This window comes from Janthinobacterium fluminis, assembly GCF_028595325.1.
Classification (GTDB): Bacteria; Pseudomonadota; Gammaproteobacteria; order Burkholderiales; family Burkholderiaceae_D; genus Janthinobacterium; species Janthinobacterium fluminis.
The window spans coordinates 1,198,221-1,215,498 of record NZ_JAQQXR010000001.1 but is presented as its reverse complement, the minus strand read 5'-3'; the positions used below and the strand labels follow the sequence as shown (position 1 = coordinate 1,215,498).

Annotated in this window: 12 protein-coding genes; 10 read left to right on the top strand and 2 right to left on the bottom strand. The window is 67.3% G+C overall.

The genetic code is table 11. The features are described 5' to 3' along the window. Position 1 precedes the first annotated feature (1 nt). The 8 genes from OIK44_RS05320 to OIK44_RS05285 are packed head-to-tail and all read left to right on the top strand — an operon-like array spanning position 2 to position 12,026. Positions 2–1,117 carry a phage late control D family protein gene (locus OIK44_RS05320; protein WP_273669658.1) on the top strand — a complete coding sequence of 372 codons (1,116 nt, stop codon included), beginning with the start codon at positions 2–4 and terminating at the stop codon, positions 1,115–1,117. Then, entirely contained in the window at positions 1,114–1,611 is a 498-nt protein-coding gene (locus tag OIK44_RS05315) for a phage baseplate assembly protein V (RefSeq protein ID WP_273669657.1), read from the top strand. The genes OIK44_RS05320 and OIK44_RS05315 overlap by 4 nt, the downstream gene beginning before the upstream one ends. After that, positions 1,611–1,934: a hypothetical protein gene (locus OIK44_RS05310; protein WP_273669797.1), complete on the top strand. Its 324-nt coding sequence runs from the start codon at positions 1,611–1,613 to the stop codon at positions 1,932–1,934. Before OIK44_RS05315 ends, OIK44_RS05310 begins: the two co-directional genes overlap by 1 nt. Beyond that, positions 1,934–2,302, top strand: coding sequence for a GPW/gp25 family protein (locus tag OIK44_RS05305; protein WP_273669656.1), 369 nt, complete (start codon positions 1,934–1,936; stop codon positions 2,300–2,302). Before OIK44_RS05310 ends, OIK44_RS05305 begins: the two co-directional genes overlap by 1 nt. Beyond that, positions 2,292–4,859, top strand: coding sequence for a putative baseplate assembly protein (locus OIK44_RS05300; protein ID WP_273669655.1), 2,568 nt, complete (start codon positions 2,292–2,294; stop codon positions 4,857–4,859). Before OIK44_RS05305 ends, OIK44_RS05300 begins: the two co-directional genes overlap by 11 nt. Continuing rightward, a complete protein-coding gene (locus OIK44_RS05295; protein ID WP_273669654.1) occupies positions 4,856–8,278 on the top strand; it encodes a putative baseplate assembly protein in 3,423 nt (1,140 codons plus the stop codon). Before OIK44_RS05300 ends, OIK44_RS05295 begins: the two co-directional genes overlap by 4 nt. Further along, positions 8,275–10,560 (top strand): hypothetical protein, encoded by a 2,286-nt coding sequence (locus OIK44_RS05290; protein WP_273669653.1) that lies wholly within the window; start codon positions 8,275–8,277, stop codon positions 10,558–10,560. The genes OIK44_RS05295 and OIK44_RS05290 overlap by 4 nt, the downstream gene beginning before the upstream one ends. A 47-nt stretch (positions 10,561–10,607) precedes the next feature. After that, positions 10,608–12,026 carry a DUF6519 domain-containing protein gene (locus tag OIK44_RS05285; protein WP_273669652.1) on the top strand — a complete coding sequence of 473 codons (1,419 nt, stop codon included), beginning with the start codon at positions 10,608–10,610 and terminating at the stop codon, positions 12,024–12,026. Between the two features lie 3 nt (positions 12,027–12,029). Here the strand turns inward: OIK44_RS05285 and OIK44_RS05280 are convergent, their stop codons facing one another. Both OIK44_RS05280 and OIK44_RS05275 read right to left on the bottom strand, forming a co-directional pair. Then, a complete protein-coding gene (locus OIK44_RS05280; protein WP_420213817.1) occupies positions 12,030–12,785 on the bottom strand; it encodes a DUF481 domain-containing protein in 756 nt (251 codons plus the stop codon). Between the two features lie 143 nt (positions 12,786–12,928). Next, on the bottom strand, positions 12,929–13,120 hold the full coding sequence (locus tag OIK44_RS05275) for a Thivi_2564 family membrane protein (protein WP_273669651.1): 192 nt from the start codon (positions 13,118–13,120) through the stop codon (positions 12,929–12,931). A 311-nt stretch (positions 13,121–13,431) separates the two neighbouring features. Between OIK44_RS05275 and ppc the strand changes: the two genes are divergently transcribed. Continuing rightward, positions 13,432–16,191: a phosphoenolpyruvate carboxylase gene (gene ppc / locus OIK44_RS05270; protein ID WP_273669650.1), complete on the top strand. Its 2,760-nt coding sequence runs from the start codon at positions 13,432–13,434 to the stop codon at positions 16,189–16,191. Between the two features lie 54 nt (positions 16,192–16,245). Next, the gene (gap, locus tag OIK44_RS05265; protein ID WP_273669649.1) at positions 16,246–17,256 is read left to right on the top strand and encodes a type I glyceraldehyde-3-phosphate dehydrogenase; all 1,011 of its coding nucleotides are present in this window, start codon (positions 16,246–16,248) and stop codon (positions 17,254–17,256) included. Positions 17,257–17,278 lie beyond the last annotated feature (22 nt).

Genomic DNA, 17,278 nt, shown 5'->3' with positions numbered 1-17,278 from the left:
GATGCCCAGCCTGGGAGTGCGTTTACAACTGCTGATCGGCCCGACGCTGCCGCTGCCGGCGCCGTATCCGCTGATGGATGCGCTGGTGAGCCTGGAAGTGACCAACCGCGACCAGGATTTCGACGGTTTCAAGATCAGCTTCAGCCTCGGCAAGGATGCGCTGCTCGACTACGGCCTGCTGCTCAGCGGCCTGCTCGATCCGCCCAGCCGCGTCATCATCATGGTCTTCATCGGCGTGATGCCGCAGATTCTCATCGACGGCATCATCACCAACCACCAGGTCGCGCCCAGCAACCGGCCCGGCGAATCGACGCTGCACGTGTTTGGCAAGGACATCAGCGTCAAGCTCAGCCTGGAGGAAAAGAATGAAACCTATCCGAACCAGCCCGACTCCATCATCGTCACCCGGCTGATCGCCGGCTATGCGACGCTGGGCCTGGTGCCGCAGGTGACGCCGACCACCGACGTGCCGATACAGATCGACCGCATACCCTCGCAGCAGGGCAGCGACCTGGACTACATCAAGGAACTGGCGCGGCGCAACGGCTTCGTCTTCTATATCGAGCCGACCCCCATCCCCGGCGTTAACACGGCCTACTGGGGCATCGACAACCGCATCGGCATGCCGCAGCCGGCGCTGACGATGAATATGGGCGCCGACAGCAACGTCGACAATCCGATCAACTTCAGCTACGACGCGCTGGGACCGGCCCAGCCGCGCGTGACCATCGTCGAGCCCTTCAGCAAAATGGCCATCGCCATTCCGCTGCCGTCCAGCCTGCATCCGCCGCTGGCGCTGCGGCCGGCCGGCTCGCTGCGCACCACTTTGCCGCGCGACAGCGCCAACCTGAACCCGGTGCAGGCCGGCCTGCGCGCGATGGCCAGCGCGACGCAGTCGGGCGACGCCGTCACCGGCAGCGGCGAGGTCGACGCCGTGCGCTACGGCCAGGCGTTGCGGGCGCGCCGCCTGGTCGGCGTACGCGGCGTCGGCTTCAGCTACGACGGCAATTACTACGTGCGCGAGGTGACGCACCGCATCAAGCGCGGCGAATACAAGCAGGCGTTCTCGCTGACGCGCGAGGGCCGTGGCGCCATGCTGCCGCTGGTGCTGCCATGAGCGCGCCGGCCGGCCCCCTGTTCGGCAAGTTCCGCGGCGTCGTCAGCGACAATCGCGACCCGCTGATGCTGGGGCGGGTGCGCGCCAAGGTGCAGGACGTCTTTGGCGACAATGAGAGCGGCTGGGCGCTGCCGGCGCTGCCCTACGCCGGCAAAAGCGTCGGCCTGTTCCTGGTGCCGCCGACCGACGCCTGGGTGTGGATCGAGTTCGAGCACGGCGACCCCGACTATCCGATCTGGACCGGCTGCTTCTGGGCCCAGGGCGAAGTGCCGGCCTCGCCCGGCGTGGCCGAGATGAAGGTGCTGAAGACGGACGCCGTCACCGTGACCTTGAACGACATGCCGGGAGCCGGCGGCGTGAAGATAGAGACGACGCTGGGCATGAAGGTGGTGATCAGCGCCACCGGCATCGAGATCGACAACGGCATGGGCGCCAGCATTAAGCTGAGCGGCCCGCAAGTGTCGATCAACGGCAGCGCGCTGGAGGTGATGTGATGGCCGGATTCCTGTTGCATGTGGGCGCCACGGTCCTGTGCGCGCATGGCGGCCAGGCGCAGGCGACGGCGCCGAACCCGCGCGTGCGCGTCGGCGGCCAGCCTATCGTCACGCAGGCGGCGCCGCACGTGGTGGCCGGCTGCGCGCTGCCGCCGCCGACGGCCGGCAACGGGCCTTGCGTCAGCGCCCAGTGGCTCAGCGCGGCGACGCGGGTGCGCGCCGGCGGCGTGCCGGTGCTGCTGCAGGACAGCCAGGCCACCTGCGTGCCGACGGGCACGCCGCTGAATATCGTCGTGACACAGCTCAGGGTCAAGGGGACGTGATGAATATCGATTTCCCGTTTCATTTCGACAGCCGGGGCCGCACCGCGGGCACCGACGACGCCGACCATATCCGCGACATGATCGAGCAGTTCTTGTTCACCAACGCCGGCGAGCGCGTCAACCGGCCCGATTTCGGCAGCGGCCTGCTGGCCAAGGTGTTCGAGCCGAACAGCCCGGAGCTGGCGACGGCACTGCAATTCACCATACAGGCCGGCTTGCAGCGCTGGCTGGGCGATTTGATCGAGGTGCGCCAGCTGGAGGTGCTCAGCCGCGACGGCACGCTGAGCATCGACGTCGTCTACGCGCTGCGCCGTGGCGGCGAAACGCGCCGCGCCAGTTTTGTGAGGGAGGTGGGCAATGCGATCTAGCGACCTGGCCTGCCGCCAGTCATGGCGCCGCCGCCACCTGTTCCAGCATCCGCGCTGGAATGGCGTCGACTTTCTCGAAGTGTCGGACGAGCAGCGCTACCTGTGCGTGCACTTCTTCGGTAGCATCCCCGAGGGTATCGGCGTCGCCAACGTGCGCATCGAAGGCGGCCGGCGCATCCGCGACCTCCGCGTGCTGAGGGTGGAGATCGACCGTTCCGGCGACCCGGACCAGGACGACTGCCTGCGCATCACGCTGGACAGGATCGGCGACTACTCGACTTACCGGCTGTGCTTCGTCGAGCGGGTGACGGCGCAGGAAGGGGCGGCTTACCGGCCGTTTCCCGGCCTCGACCCGCGTTACGCCTGCCTCGACTTCCGTTTCCGCCTCGACTGCGCCGCCGACCAGGATTGCCGCGTGCAGCCGGACTGCCCGCCGGCGTTCGCGCCGGCGCCCGAAATCGACTACCTTGCCAAGGACTACGCCAGCCTGCGCCAGATGATGTTGGACCGCATGGCGCTGACGATGCCGGGTTGGCAGGAGCGCCACGTCCCCGACCTTGGCGTGACGCTGGTGGAACTGCTGGCCTACACGGCCGACTACCTCAGCTATTATCAGGACGCCGTCGCCACCGAAGCCTATCTGGACACGGCGCGCCAGCGCATCTCGGTGCGCCGCCACGTGCGCCTGATCGACTACCGCATGCACGAGGGTTGCAACGCGCGCGCCTTCGTGACGCTGGACACGGACAGCGATATCGGCCCCTTGCTGCTGGTGGATTGCTACTTCATCACCGGCTTCGCCGCGCTGGAAGCCGAGCAGGGAAGGGTGCTGCCGCACGAACTGCTGGCGAAATACCCGCCGCAGGCTTACGACGTCTTCGAGCCCGTCGCCGCCGGCGGGGCGGAAGGCATACGCGCCCGCGCCGCCCACAGCACGATGCACTTCTATACCTGGGGTGACACCGAATGCTGTCTGTCCAGGGGGGCCACCCGCGCCAGCCTGATCGACGGGCCGCAGTGGAGCGACGACGAGGCGGCGCCGGACGCCGGGCGGGTGCTGGACTTGCACGCCGGCGACGTGCTGATCTTCGAGGAAGTCAAGGGCGCGACGACGGGCGCCCCGGCCGACGCCGATCCGGCGCGCCGCCACGCCGTGCTGCTGACCAGCGTGACGCCGGCGCTGGACCAGTTGTTCCGCCAGCCGGTGCTGGAAATCGAGTGGGCGGCCGGCGACGCCTTGCCGTTCTCGCTGTGCCTGTCGGCGCGGCTTCCGGCGCAGTACGACTGCGCGCGGATCGCCGACATCACGGTCGCGCGCGGCAATGTCGTGCTGGTCGACCACGGCCGCCGCGCGCCGCCCGATCCGCTCGGGCCGGTGCTGGTGCGCACGGAGCTGGGCGAGTGCGCCTGCGAGGGCAGCGTCATCGAAACCAGCAGCGTGCCGCAGCCCTTCCGTCCGCGCCTGAAACACCGTGCACTCACTTACCGCGTGCCGTTCCAGCCGTCGGCCTCGGCACAGGCCATGCTGGCGCAAGACCCGCGCCAGGCGCTGCCGGATCTGGCACTGGCGCAGCGGCAGGCCGGCGCCGCCGATGCGGGCTGGCAGGCGCGCTACGATTTGCTCGCCAGCGGCGTCGGCGAGCGCCACTTCGTCGTCGAAATGGACGACGAGCGCAATGCCCACCTGCGCTTTGGCGACGGTGAGCTGGGGCGCCAGCCGGCCGCCGGCGCCGTCTTCGACACGCGCTACCGGGTCGGCGGCGGCGCCGCCGGCAATGTCGGGCGCGACGCCATCACTTATATGGTGTACCGGCCCGGCCTGATCGACGGCGCCGCGCTGATGGTGCGCAACCCGCTGCCGGCGCAGGGCGGCGTCGAGCCCGAGCCGCTGGCCGAAGTCAAGCTGTTCGCACCGGGCGCCTTCCGCAAGCAGCGCCTGCGCGCCGTCACGGCCGCCGACTACGCCGAGCTGGCCCAGCAGAACGCCAGCATCCAGCGCGCCGCCGCCGACCTGAGCTGGACCGGCAGCTGGTACGAGGCCAGGGTGGCGGTCGATCCGCTGGGCGTCGAAACGCTGGTCCAGCCGCTGCGCGAGGAGATCGAGGCGGCCTTGCAGCCTTACCGGCGCATCGGCCACGACCTCGCCGTGGTGCAGGCGCGCTATGTGCCGATTTCCCTGACGCTGCACATTTGTGTGCTGGCCCATTACACGCGCGGCGAGGTGCGCGCCAGATTGCAGCAGGTGCTGGGCAACCGCCAGTTGCCGAACGGCGAACGGGGCCTGTTCCACCCGGACCGCCTGAGCTTCGGCGACGGCCTGCACCTGTCGCGCATCGTCGCCGCCGCAGCCGGCGTCGAAGGCGTCGAGCGCGTCAAGGTGCTGCGCCTGCAGCGCCTGGACGTGCCGGACGATCCGCTGGCGGCCACGCCGCAGCTGGACCCGGCCATCGCCGAGGGCACGCTGGCGCTGGGGCCGACGGAAATCGCGCAACTCGACAACGACCCGGATTTCCCGGAAAACGGCGCCCTGACCTTGATACTCGGAGGTGGACGATGAGCGATGTACCCTGCGATTGCTGCCTGGGGCCGCAAGTGCTGACGCCGCTGGACCGTAGCAACCGCGCCGGCCTGGGCGCGCTGCGCTATCGCGTCGGCACCTATGCCACCTTCTTCGACAGCATGCGCGCGCAATTGTCCAGTGCGGCCTTTTTCCAGGAGGCCGGCCGGCAAATGGGCCATGAAGGCCGGCTCGACCTGGCCGGCCTGAAAACCCGCGAGCCGTCCGACTTCTCGATCGCGCTGCTCGACGCCTGGGCCGTCGGCGCCGACGTGCTGAGCTTTTACCAGGAGCGCATCGCCAACGAGGGCTATCTGCGCTGCGCCACGGAACGCCGCTCCGTGCTGGAGCTGGCGCGGCTGGTCGGCTACGCGCTGCGGCCCGGCGTCGCCGCCAGCGTCTACCTCGCCTACGCGCTGGAAAAGGACGCGGTGCCCGTCGAGATACCGAAGGGCGCGCGCGTCAACAGCGTGCCGGCGCCTGGCGAGCAGATGCAGGCTTTCGAGACGGCCGAGCCGCTGAGCGCGCGCGTCGAATGGAACGAGCTGGGGCCGCGCATGCAGCGGCCGCTGCGGCTGCTGGCGTCGAACGCCAGCTATCTGGAGCAGATGCGTTTCAAGGGGGCCGCCATCGGCCTGGCCAGGAACGATGTGCTGCTGCTGACCTTCGGCCGGCAGCCGGGCCAGCAAGTCATGCGCAAGGTCGCCGCGGTGGCGCCCGACAGCGCCGCCAACGAAACGCTGGTGAGCTTGCAACTGCCGACCAAGCTGAAACCTATATTGACGGCCTGGAGCGACATCAGCGCCGCCTACGCCGACGTCGAGTGGCGCTGCCTGCCGAAGAATGACCCGCTGCAGATTGCCGTCGTCGACAGCCTGTTCGATTTGCACCTGGCGCTGGAAACGTTGCTGCCGGAGCTGGACGATTACATCGAGTCCAGCGACGAACTCGAAGGGCAGCAGGCCGACGACTACAAGAGCGTGCTAGTGAAATACATGGCCTTCAAGCTGGCCGGCACCGCGTTGCTGAAGCTGGGCGACAAGGAGGTGCGGGCCTGGCTGAGCGCCTACTTCCTGGAAGCGTTCCGCTATCTGGGCATCGGCCTGCTCAATGAAAACGCGTTACTGGATTTGTTCGAGAAGGAGTTCGGCTTGAGCGCCGGCGCCAATATGGCGGTGTTGAGCCAGGCCGCCGTGGGGCCGCTGATTCCCGCGCTGCTGCGGCCGCGCTCGCTGCAGCCCGCCAACAGCAAACGCCTGGCGCGGCAGGTCGGCGCCACCTACGCGCCCCGTTCGGACATCAAGACGCGCCTGCTGGCGAGCCTGCGGCCGGCGCTCTCGCGCAGCCTGTACCAGGCGTGGCGCCACGCCCCGGCCGGCAAGCCGGAGCCGGTCGAGGTGTTCGCCATGCGCATCCAGGCGCCGCTGTTCGGCCACAACGCGCAAAAGCGCACGCGTGTGTCGCAAAGTGGCGAGGTGACGGTCATCGGCGACTGGCCCGTCGTCGAGGAGGTGTTGGGCGGCACCACCGTGCCGACCAGCACCCTGATCTACCATGAGGAACGCAGTGCGGTGTACCTGGACGCCGCCTATGAGAAGATTTTGCCGAACAGTTGGCTGATCGTCAGCACGCCGTATGTGAGCATGCTGACGACCCAGCAAACCCAATTTTTCTGGGCCGGCAAGCCGGACACCACGCGCACGCGGGCCGAGTACGGCATGACCGGCAAGACCACCCGCGTCCCGCTGCTGCAGGCCAGCAACATGTCCGACGGCGTCTGGATCGAGCAGCCGAACCGCAAGTCGCCCGACAAGGGCGACGACTTCAGCGCGATCCGCGCCACCGTCGTGTATGCGCACAGCGACAAGCTGGAACTGGCCGAGATGCCGATCGGCGACGACGTGTGCGGCGACCACGTCGAGCTGGCCGGCCTGTACGAGGGGCTGGAGGCGGGGCGCTGGGTGATCGTGTCGGGCGAACGCAGCGACGTCAAGGACGACCGCGGGCGCGCCGTCGCCGGGGTCATGGCCAGCGAGCTGCTGATGCTGAGCGGCGTCACCCAGGACGTCGTGCGGGTGGCGGCGGCCGCGCCGCCCAATCCCAACCCCGGCCTGGCGGCCGCCGGCGCCGGCCCGGGGGGCTTGCTGACGGAGATCGTCGCGGCGGCGGGCGCGGCGGCGCCGCCCGTGGCGCTGGTCCAGGGCGACAATCTGATCGCGCTGCCGGGCGAGAGCGTGCACACCTATCTGGAGTTCGCCAACGCGCTGGCGTACAAATTCAAGCGCGCGACGGTGAAAATCCGCGCCAACGTCGTCAAGGCGACGCACGGCGAGACGCGCCAGGAGATACTCGGCAGCGGCGATGCCGCCAAGGCGCTGCAGAGTTTCACGCTGAAGCAGGCGCCGCTGACGTATGTGTCGGCGCCCACGGCGGCCGGGGTCGCGTCCAGCCTGACGCTGCGCGTCAACGACATCGAGTGGCACGAGGCCGACACGCTGGCCGGACTGGGACCGCGGGAGCGCAAATTCGTCACGCGCACCGGCGACGACGGCAAGACGGCCGTCGTCTTCGGCAACGGCCGGGCCGGCGCGCGCCTGCCCGGCGGCCAGGAAAACGTCCGCGCCGTCTACCGCAATGGCATCGGCAAGCCGGGCAACGTCAAGGCCGAGCAAATCAGCCTGCTGGCCACCCGTCCGCTGGGGGCCAAGAGCGTCATCAATCCGCTGCGCGCGTCCGGCGGCGCCGACCCGGAAAGCCGCGACCAGGCGCGCGCCAACGCGCCGCTGGCCGTGATGGCGCTGGACCGGCTGGTGTCGGTGCAGGACCACGCCGATTTCGCCCGCACCTTCGGCGGCGTCGGCAAGGCCAGCGCCACGGCCCGCTCGGACGGGCGGCGCGAGGTGGTACACCTGAGCATAGCCGGCGCCGACGATATTCCCATCGACGCCAGCTCGGACTTGCTGCGCAACCTGCGCGCCGCGCTGCACCGCCTCGGCGACCCGAGCCTGCCGATCCGCCTGCAGGTGCGCGAACGGCTGGCGCTGGTGGTGGCGGCGCGCGTGCGGCTGGAGCCGGACTACCTGTGGGAGGCCGTCGAAGCGCAGTTACGCCGGGCGATGCTGGCCGCATTCGGCTTCGACGCGCTGGAACTGGGGCGCGACCTGTTCGCCTCGGCCGCCATCGCCGTGCTGCAGGGCGTGCGCGGCGTCGCCTGGGTCGACCTGGACGTCTTCGACGCCATTTCGGAAGCGGCGCTGCTGGAGGGCTTCAAGTCGGTCCAGGCGGCCCAGCTGGAGCTGCGCCAGCGCATCGCTATCTCGCTGGGCGGCGTCGAGGACGGCGCCTTGCAGCCGGCGCAGATCGCCTACCTGGCGCCGGACGTGGCCGACACGCTGATTTTGCAGGAGATCGCAGCATGAACCGCAATCCCGACCGCCTGTACGAACTGCTGCCGCTGGTGCAGCGCATGCGCGACGCCGAGCAGGGGTATCCGCTGAAGGCGCTGCTGGCCGTCATCGCCGGCCAGGCCACGGTGCTGGAGAGCGATATCGCGCGGCTCTACGACAACTGGTTCATCGAAACCTGCGACGACTGGGTGGCGCCGTATATCGGCGACCTGATCGGCTACCGCACCGTCAACGCGGCGCGCGCCAGCGGCCCGGCCGGCGGCGCCCAGGCGCGCGGCTTGAACAAGGCTGTGTTTCCGCGCCGGGAAATCGCCAACACGCTGGCGGCGCGGCGCCGCAAGGGCACGCTGGCGCTGCTGGAACTGCTGGCCGGCGACGGCGCCGGCTGGCCGGCCCGCGCCGTCGAGTTCTTCAGCCTGCTGGGCTGGACCCAGCACCTGAACCACCGGCGCCTGGAGCGGGGCGGCACCGTCAATCTGCGCCGCGGCGCGGCGCTGGACCTGATCGGCGGCCCCTTCGACGTCCAGGCCCACAACGTCGACGTGCGCCGCATCGCCTCGACGCGCACGCCGGGGCGCCACAACATCCCCAGCGTCGGCCTGTTCGTCTGGCGCCTGAAAACCTATCCGCTGACGCAGGCGCGGGCGAACTGCCTGGAGGACGTTGGCGCGCATTGCTTCACCTTCAATGTGCTGGGCCACGACACGCCGCTCTACAACCGCCCCCTGCCGGAAGCGTCGGCCAGCCAGATTGCAGGCGAATTGAATCTGCCGGTGCCGCTGCGCCGCCGCGCGCTGGAATTCCGTCCGCCGTCGTCCGGCTTGCCGCCGCAGGCGTCGCCCGACATCTACGGAGCGCAGCGCAGCCTGCTGATTATGGTCGCCTGGCAGAAAAAGGCCGAGATGGTGGCCGTGCCCGCCGAACAGGTCGTCGCGGCCGATTTGTCGAGCTGGCGCTACAAGGTCGCCGCCGGACAGGTGGCGCTCGACCCGCAACTGGGGCGCATCATGTTCCCGCAGCGGCGGGTGCCGAAACGCGTCTGGGTCAGCTACCGCTACGCCTTCAGCGCCGACATGGGCGGCGGCGAGTACCCGCGGCCGCTGTCGCAGCCGAAGGGCGCGGCGCTGTTCCGCGTCGGCCACGGCGAAAAGCTCGACAGCATCAACGCCGCGCTGCAAGCCTGGCACGACTTGCGCGAGGCGGACCCGCTGGCGCGCGCGGCCGTCATCGAAATCGTCGACAGCGGCGTCTACAGCGAGCAACTGGCCGTCACGCTGGGCGCCGGCGAAAGCCTGCAAATCCGCGCCGGCCAGCGCCCGCTGCGGCCGGACGGCGACACCACCGGCTGGACCCGGCCGGTGCTGCGCCTGCTCGACTACCTGCCGGACCAGGCCGACGCCTTCAGCGTGCGCGGCAAGGCCGGCAGCCGGCTGGTGCTGGACGGCCTGCTCATCAGCGGACGCGGCATCCAGGTTTATGGCGGCCGCGACTACGGCGCCGAGGGCGCCGCCGAAGCCGACCCGGCCGAAGCGGCCGACGACCTGTGCGACGTGACGATACGCCACTGCACGCTGGTGCCGGGCTGGGGCCTGGAATGCGACTGCGAGCCGCAGCGCCCCAATGAGCCCAGCCTGGAAATCATCGACAGCCGCGCCGCGTTCAAGATCGAACACAGCATCGTCGGCACGATACGCGTCAGCGCCAGCGAGGTGCTGGGCGACCCGGCGCGCATCGCCATCAGCGACAGCATCGTCGACGCCACCGGCCTGGCGCTGGCCGCCATCGAGGGCGACGAGGGCGGCATCGCCTTCGCCAGCCTGTCGCTGAGCCGCAGCACGGTGCTGGGCAGCGTCGCCGCGCACGCGCTGGAACTGGCCGAAAACAGCATCTTCATGGGGCCGCTGCAATTGGCGCGGCGCCAAACCGGCTGCCTGCGCTTCTGCTACGTCAGCCCGGCTTCGCGCACGCCGCGCCGCTTCCACTGCGAACCGGACTTGCGCGCCGCCGCCGTCGACGAGGCGATGCCGGGCGCCCCCGCCGCCGAGCGCGACGCCGAAAAGCGCCGCGAGGCGGCGCGGGTGCGCCCGCTCTTCACCAGCATGCGCTACGGCACGCCGGCGTATTGCCAGTTGGCGCGGGACTGCGCCGCCGAGATACGCCAGGGCGCCGACGACGAGTCGGAAATGGGCGCCTTCCACGACCTGTTCCAGCCGCAGCGCGAGGCGAATCTGCGCGCCCGCCTGGACGAATACACGCCCGCGAGCATGGATGTCGGCATCATTTTTGCAAATTAGCGCCGGCCGGCGCGCACGACATAGAGGCATATACCGAGGAGATAGGCATGAAAGGCGATTTCACCCGCAACACCTTCGACCCTCTCCAGCATTTCAGCCGCGTGCTGATGCAGCAGGGCAGGGTGCAACTGGACGCCGACTGGAACGAGCAGGCCGACATTGCGCTGCATTACCTGAGATCGCTCGCCGCCGACCTGATCGGGCCGCACGGCGGCCTGGACCCGGCGTTTCTGGTGCAGCAGCACAAGAATCCCGATGGCCAGGGCGTGCCTTTCGACTTCCTCGTCGGCGCCGGCAACTACTACGTCAACGGCATCCTGTGCGAAAGCGAGGGCGTCGCCTATGCCGCGCAGTCCGGGCACGGCGTCAACCCGACGCTGCCGGCGATCGAGCAGGGCGCCTACCTGATCTATCTCGACGTCTGGGAGCGCCACATCAGTTGCAACGAGGCGCCGGGCATACGCGAAACGGCGCTGCTCGGGCCGGACACGGCCACGCGCGCGCGCGTCGAATGGCAGGCGAAACTGGCGCCGCTGTCCAGCGAGCGGGGCGACGACATACAATTCAAAAACGATTACAGCGTTTTCCGCAGTTTTTTAGAGAATCAGGGCCTGTACCAGGCCAACAAGGGCAGGCTGATGGCGGCCGTGCCGCGGAGCAAGGACGTTTCCGACGCCTGCGTCGTGCCGGCCGACAACCGCTACCGTGGTATTGAAAACCAGTTGTACCGCGTGGAAATCCACCGCGGCGGCGTCGCCTGGGACGCCAACGGCGAGAACGGCCGGAACCAGGCGGCGACTTTCAAATGGTCGCGCGAAAACGGCTCCGTCACCTTCGCCGTCAGCGACGTCCACGTCAACGGCGCCAGCAATGTGACCACCGTGACGCTGGACGATTTCGGCCGCGACAGAAAGCTGGGGCTGGCCAAGGACGACTGGGTGGAACTGGTCGACGACGATTATGTGCTGCGCAACGACGCCCAGCCGCTGCTGCGCGTGCTGGAAACGGACAGCGAAACGCTGACCGTGACGCTGGAAGGGCAGGCCGGCGCCGGCGTCGGCAACAACCGCGCCCGCCATCCGCTGCTGCGGCGCTGGGACCAGCGCCTCGACGCCGCCGCCGCCAAACTGGCCGAGGGCGGCGCGCCGCTGGTGCAGGTCGACGCCACACCGGCCGGCCTGTGGCTGAAGCTGGAAGACGGCATCCAGGTCAGGTTCCAGGCGGGCGAGCAATATCATACCGGCGACTATTGGCTGATCCCGGCGCGCAGCGGCAGCGGCGACATCGAATGGCCGCGCCAGCCCGATCCGGCCCATCCCGACACCACGCTGCCGGCCTGGGTCGGGGCGCGCGGCGTCGCGCACGGCTACGCGCCGCTGGCCGCGCTGGTGTTCGACAAGGACGGCGGGCTCGTGCCGGGCACCTTCGTGGACTTGCGCCGCAAGCTTATTGCGTTGTGGACGTGAGCGTCAGAACGAATACACCAAGGTCACCGAGGTCTGCGTGTCGGTGTTCTTCTTGTCTTCCGGCACAACGGTGTCGTTGCGGGCGATAAAGGCGGCCTTCATCTGCATGGTGCCGTTGATCTTGGTGCTGATCGCCGCTTCCGCGCTCGAATGGATGTTCGAGGTGCCGCGCTCGACGCTCAAGGTCTGCGAAAACACGGCCGAGGGGCTGATTTTCCACTTCAGCGCGGCCGCGCCGCGCACCGTAAAGCCGCGCTCGGTTTCGCCATCGGGACGTATGCCGGTGAAATAACCGGGACCGATCTCGACGTCGACGCTCTTGTTGTCCGAGGCGTACCAGCGCGAGCCGTGACCGATGCCCAGCGTCGTGTAGCGCGTATAGGCGCCGAACTTGTCGTTGACGTGCGAGGCCAGCACGAACAGCTTCTCGCGGTCCTCCAGCAGCTTGAAGGCGGCCTTGGCCGACAGCGAAAAGCGCTGGGCCGAGCGTTCCTTGACCTTGCTGCCGTCGTCCTGGGTATTTTCATCTTCCTTGAAATAGCCGGAGAAAACGTAGTCGTTGCTCCAGTTGTTCAATTCCTGTCTGGCGTCGATTTTGCCGGTGACGGAAGTGCCGACCGTGTTGCCCGAGGTGGTGATGGCGCCCAGTTCGGCCGAGGTGCTCCAGCCCAGTTCGGCGGTTTCCTTGGCGACGGCGCTGGCGCCTGCGTGCGCGCTGACAAGGGCCAGCGCGAGAATCGAGAATAATTTCATGTACATGCGTGCGGCCGTCTCCCGCCCGCGTAGACATCTGATGCAAGCTTTTGCCGGGCCGCTTTATTGGTCAAAATTGATTGACGCATTGTAACCTAGGCAGCATTTCCCCATCAGTTCGCTTGACGCGGCGCAGCAAAATCGCCCATCTACAGGTTCAAACGCGGCAGATAGCCGCCGGGAATGATGCCGAACACCGACAGGATCACCAGGATCAGCAGAATAATGAACAGCACCCGGACGATCTGGGCCACCGGCGCGGGCAGCGGCAGCATGCTGACCAGCCACCAAATGAGCCCCAGCACGACGAGGTAGATGATCAGGCTGATAATGACGTGCATTTTCCCCTCCCTGGGTCCGCGTGATGGCGCCGACAAGAAGCCCACGATAGCGCGAAAAGGATGAGTTCACCGTGCGCCAGGGCACATAGCGCCGCCGGCTCGCGGCCCTGAAAATATTCCCAGAAAATCGTGGTCTGTCCCCGGCTGTTGGGATTTGTCGGAATCATTACGGAAGTCAATTGCTTTTACGTAAAATAAGTAGTAAATTTACATAGTCGCTGTTGGGGCAGCGCTCGCGCTTGTCGTTGTTGCTGCCAATGAGTTGTTAAACCGGGCTCCGGCTTCGCTCCGGTCCCTTCTGAGTGGTAGACATGCAATCTATAGATGAAGTGAAAGACAAGCTGCTCAGCGGCGATATCCGGCAACTGGGCCGCCTGCTCGGCGATGCGATCCGCAGCCATCTCGGCGATGTTGCCTTCGAACGCATCGAGAATGTGCGCCAGTTGGCGATCCGTTTCCGCCGCGACCATGACGAGCAGGCGCGCCGCCAGCTGGCCGATTCGCTGCAGGCGCTGTCGCAGGAAGAAACCACGCAGCTGATACGCGCCTTCAGTTATTTTTCGCTGCTGGCCAATATCGCCGAAGACCAGCACCATATCCGCCGCACCCGCGCCCATTTGATCGCCGGCTCGAAGCCGCGCCAGGGCAGCCTGGCGAACGCCGTCAGCAATGTGTTCGCCGCCGACCAGGCCGACGCGCTGCACGGCTTTTTCGACGAGGCCTATGTCGGCGCCGTCTTCACGGCCCATCCGACCGAGGTGCAGCGCAAGAGCATCCTGAATTGCCAGATGGCCATCGCGCGCCTGCTGAACGAACGCGACCGTTACCAGATGACGCCGGAGGAGGCCGAGCACAACGAGGAGGCCCTGAGCCGCGGCATCATGACCTTGTGGCAAACGCGGCTGCTGCGCACGACCAAGCTGTCGGTGATGGACGAGGTGGAAAACGGCCTGTCCTTCTTCGACCATACGATTCTGACGGAATTGCCGCAGATGTATTCGTCGCTGGAAACCTTGCTGGCGCAGCAGGACGAACGCTGGGCCGACGCCGAGTTGCCGACGTTTATGAAGGTCGGCAGCTGGATAGGCGGCGACCGCGACGGCAATCCCTTCGTCACCGCGACGGTGCTGCGCAGCACCTTGCGGCGCCAGGCCGACAAGGCGCTCGACTTCTACCTGGGCGAATTGCACAAGCTGGCCTCGCAATTGTCGCTGGCGCAAACGCTGAGCGCCTGCACGGAGACGCTGCGCCAGTTGGCCGAGCGCTCGGCCGACCAGTCGCCGCACCGCCTCGACGAACCTTACCGCCGCGCCATCTACGGCATCCACGCCCGCCTGGAGGCGACTCGCGCCGGCATGGCGGCCGGCGCCGACGCGCCGCGCCAGCCGGGCGCGCCCGGCGAGGCGGCGTATGCCTCGGCCGCCGACCTGCTCGACGAGCTCGACATCGTGCACCATTCGCTGGTGCAAAATGGCTTGCGCACGCTGGCGCGCGGCCGCCTGCGCCAGTTGCGCCGCGCCGTCAAGGTGTTCGGCTTCAGCCTGGCGCCGCTGGACCTGCGGCAGAATTCGGACGTGCACGAGCGCGTCGTCGGCGAATTGTTCGCCAGCGTGCGCCCGGGCCTGGTCTATGCCGGCTTGTCGGAAGACCAGCGCGTCGACTTGTTGCTGGCCGAGTTGAACTCGCCGCGGCTGCTGGCCTCGCCCTATCTGAAATATTCCGAGGAAACCGTGTCCGAGCTGGACATTTTCAGCGCGATCAAGGAGGCGCACGCCAAGTACGGCCCGGAATCCGTGCCGAACTGCATCATTTCCAAGGCCGCCAGCGTGTCCGATTTGCTGGAGGTGGCGCTACTGCTGAAGGAAGTGGGCTTGCTGAACCAGCAACATGGCACGCTGGCCGTCAACATCATCCCCTTGTTTGAAACCATCGACGACTTGCGCGCCGGCCCGGCGATCATGGCCCGCGCCTTCAGCCTGCCTTTGTACCGGCGCCTCTTGGAGTCGCGCGGCAAGCAGCAGGAAGTGATGCTCGGTTATTCGGATAGCAACAAGGATGGCGGTTTCCTGACTTCCGGCTGGGAACTCTACAAGGCGGAAATCGATCTGGTGACGGCGTTCAAGCAGCACGGCATCAAGCTGCGCCTGTTCCACGGCCGCGGCGGCTCGGTCGGCCGTGGCGGCGGCCCCAGCTACGAGGCGATCCTGGCGCAGCCGGCCGGCGCCGTGCAGGGGCAGATCCGTCTGACGGAGCAGGGCGAGGTCATCACCGCCAAGTACGCCAATCCGGAAGTGGGCAGGCGCAACCTCGAAGTGCTGGCCGCCGCGACCATCGAATCGAGCCTGCTGCAACGGCAGCGGGCCGAGCCGAGCGGCGCCTATCTGGCGGCGATGGAGGAATTGTCGGCCGAGGCCCTGCGCTCCTACCGTTCGCTGGTGTATGAAACGGAGGGTTTCGAGCGTTATTTCTGGGAATCGACGGTGATTGCGGAAATCGCCGCCTTGAATATCGGCAGCCGCCCCGCCTCGCGCAAGAAATCGACGTCGATCGAGGATTTGCGCGCCATTCCGTGGGTCTTGAGCTGGGCGCAGTGCCGCCTGATGTTGCCGGGCTGGTACGGTTTCGGCTCGGCCGTGCAGCAATTCCTGGCGGCCCATCCGGCCGACGGCCCGGCCCTGCTGCGCGAAATGTATTGCGACTGGCCATTCTTTACGTCCTTGCTGTCGAATATGGACATGGTGCTGGCCAAGAGCGACATCGCCATCGCCGGCAAGTACGCGGCGCTGGTCAAGGACGTGGCCTTGCGCGAAACCATCTTCGGGCGCATCCGCGCCGAGTATCAGCGCACGCTGGACGCGCTCAAGCTGATTACCGGCCAGGAGGAATTACAGCAGGCCAATCCGCTGCTGCAACGCTCGATCCGCCACCGCTTCCCGTATATCGACCCGCTGAACCATTTGCAGGTCGAGCTGCTGCAGCGTTTCCGCGAAGGGAAGCAGGACGACAAGACCCGCACCGGCATCCATCTGTCGATCAACGGCATCGCGGCCGGTTTGCGCAACAGCGGTTAAGAGAGTGATAAAACGTATCTGCACCTTAGCGTACAACAACCCCAAGGAGACAGTATGACGATTAAAGTTGCAATCAACGGTTATGGCCGCATCGGCCGCAATGTCTTGCGCGCTTTCTACGAAGGCGGCAAGCAGCAGGACATCCAGATCGTCGCCATCAACGACCTGGGCGACGCCAAGTCGAACGCCCACCTGACGCGCTACGACACGGTGCACGGCAAGTTCCCCGGCACCGTCACGGTCGACGGCGAGAATATGATCGTCAACGGCGACCTGATCCGCGTGTTCGCGCAGCGCAATCCGGCGGAACTCCCTTGGGGCGAGCTGGGCGTGGACGTCGTGCTGGAATGCACGGGCTTCTTCACGACCAAGGAAAAAGCCTCGGCCCACTTAAAGGGCGGCGCCAAGAAAGTCATCATCTCCGCGCCGGGCGGCAAGGACGTCGACGCCACCGTCGTGTTCGGCGTCAACCACGGCGTGCTGAAGGCCAGCGACACGGTCATCTCGAACGCCTCGTGCACGACCAACTGCCTGGCGCCGCTGGTCAAACCGCTCAACGACGCCATCGGCATCGAAACCGGCCTGATGACCACGGTGCACGCCTACACCAACGACCAGGTGCTGTCGGACGTCATGCATGAAGACCTGCGCCGCGCCCGTTCGGCGACGATGAGCATGATCCCGACCAAGACCGGCGCCGCCGCCGCGGTCGGCCTGGTGCTGCCGGAGTTGAACGGCAAGCTGGACGGTTTCGCCATCCGCGTGCCGACCATCAACGTCTCGCTGGTCGACCTGTCCTTCATCGCCAAGCGCGACACGACGGTCGAGGAAGTCAACGCGCTGATGAAGGCGGCCTCGCAAGGCGCGCTGGACGGCATCCTGACGTACCAGACCGAACCGCTGGTGTCGATCGACTTCAACCACAACCCGGCCTCGTCGAACTTCGACGCGACGCTGACGAAGGTGTCCGGCCGCCTGGTCAAAGTGTCTTCGTGGTACGACAACGAGTGGGGTTTCTCGAACCGCATGCTCGACACCACCGTGGCCTTGATGGCCGCGCAATAAACCCGCCATTTCACCCAATATA

Bases quoted from the DNA above. Each gene is read 5' to 3' on its own strand.
- OIK44_RS05320 (WP_273669658.1), top strand. From the start codon at position 2: ATGCCCAGCCTGGGAGTGCGTTTACAACTGCTGATCGGCCCGACGCTG.
- OIK44_RS05315 (WP_273669657.1), top strand. From the start codon at position 1,114: ATGAGCGCGCCGGCCGGCCCCCTGTTCGGCAAGTTCCGCGGCGTCGTC.
- OIK44_RS05310 (WP_273669797.1), top strand. From the start codon at position 1,611: ATGGCCGGATTCCTGTTGCATGTGGGCGCCACGGTCCTGTGCGCGCAT.
- OIK44_RS05305 (WP_273669656.1), top strand. From the start codon at position 1,934: ATGAATATCGATTTCCCGTTTCATTTCGACAGCCGGGGCCGCACCGCG.
- OIK44_RS05300 (WP_273669655.1), top strand. From the start codon at position 2,292: ATGCGATCTAGCGACCTGGCCTGCCGCCAGTCATGGCGCCGCCGCCAC.
- OIK44_RS05295 (WP_273669654.1), top strand. From the start codon at position 4,856: ATGAGCGATGTACCCTGCGATTGCTGCCTGGGGCCGCAAGTGCTGACG.
- OIK44_RS05290 (WP_273669653.1), top strand. From the start codon at position 8,275: ATGAACCGCAATCCCGACCGCCTGTACGAACTGCTGCCGCTGGTGCAG.
- OIK44_RS05285 (WP_273669652.1), top strand. From the start codon at position 10,608: ATGAAAGGCGATTTCACCCGCAACACCTTCGACCCTCTCCAGCATTTC.
- OIK44_RS05280 (WP_420213817.1), bottom strand. From the start codon at position 12,785: ATGTACATGAAATTATTCTCGATTCTCGCGCTGGCCCTTGTCAGCGCG.
- OIK44_RS05275 (WP_273669651.1), bottom strand. From the start codon at position 13,120: ATGCACGTCATTATCAGCCTGATCATCTACCTCGTCGTGCTGGGGCTC.
- ppc (WP_273669650.1), top strand. From the start codon at position 13,432: ATGCAATCTATAGATGAAGTGAAAGACAAGCTGCTCAGCGGCGATATC.
- gap (WP_273669649.1), top strand. From the start codon at position 16,246: ATGACGATTAAAGTTGCAATCAACGGTTATGGCCGCATCGGCCGCAAT.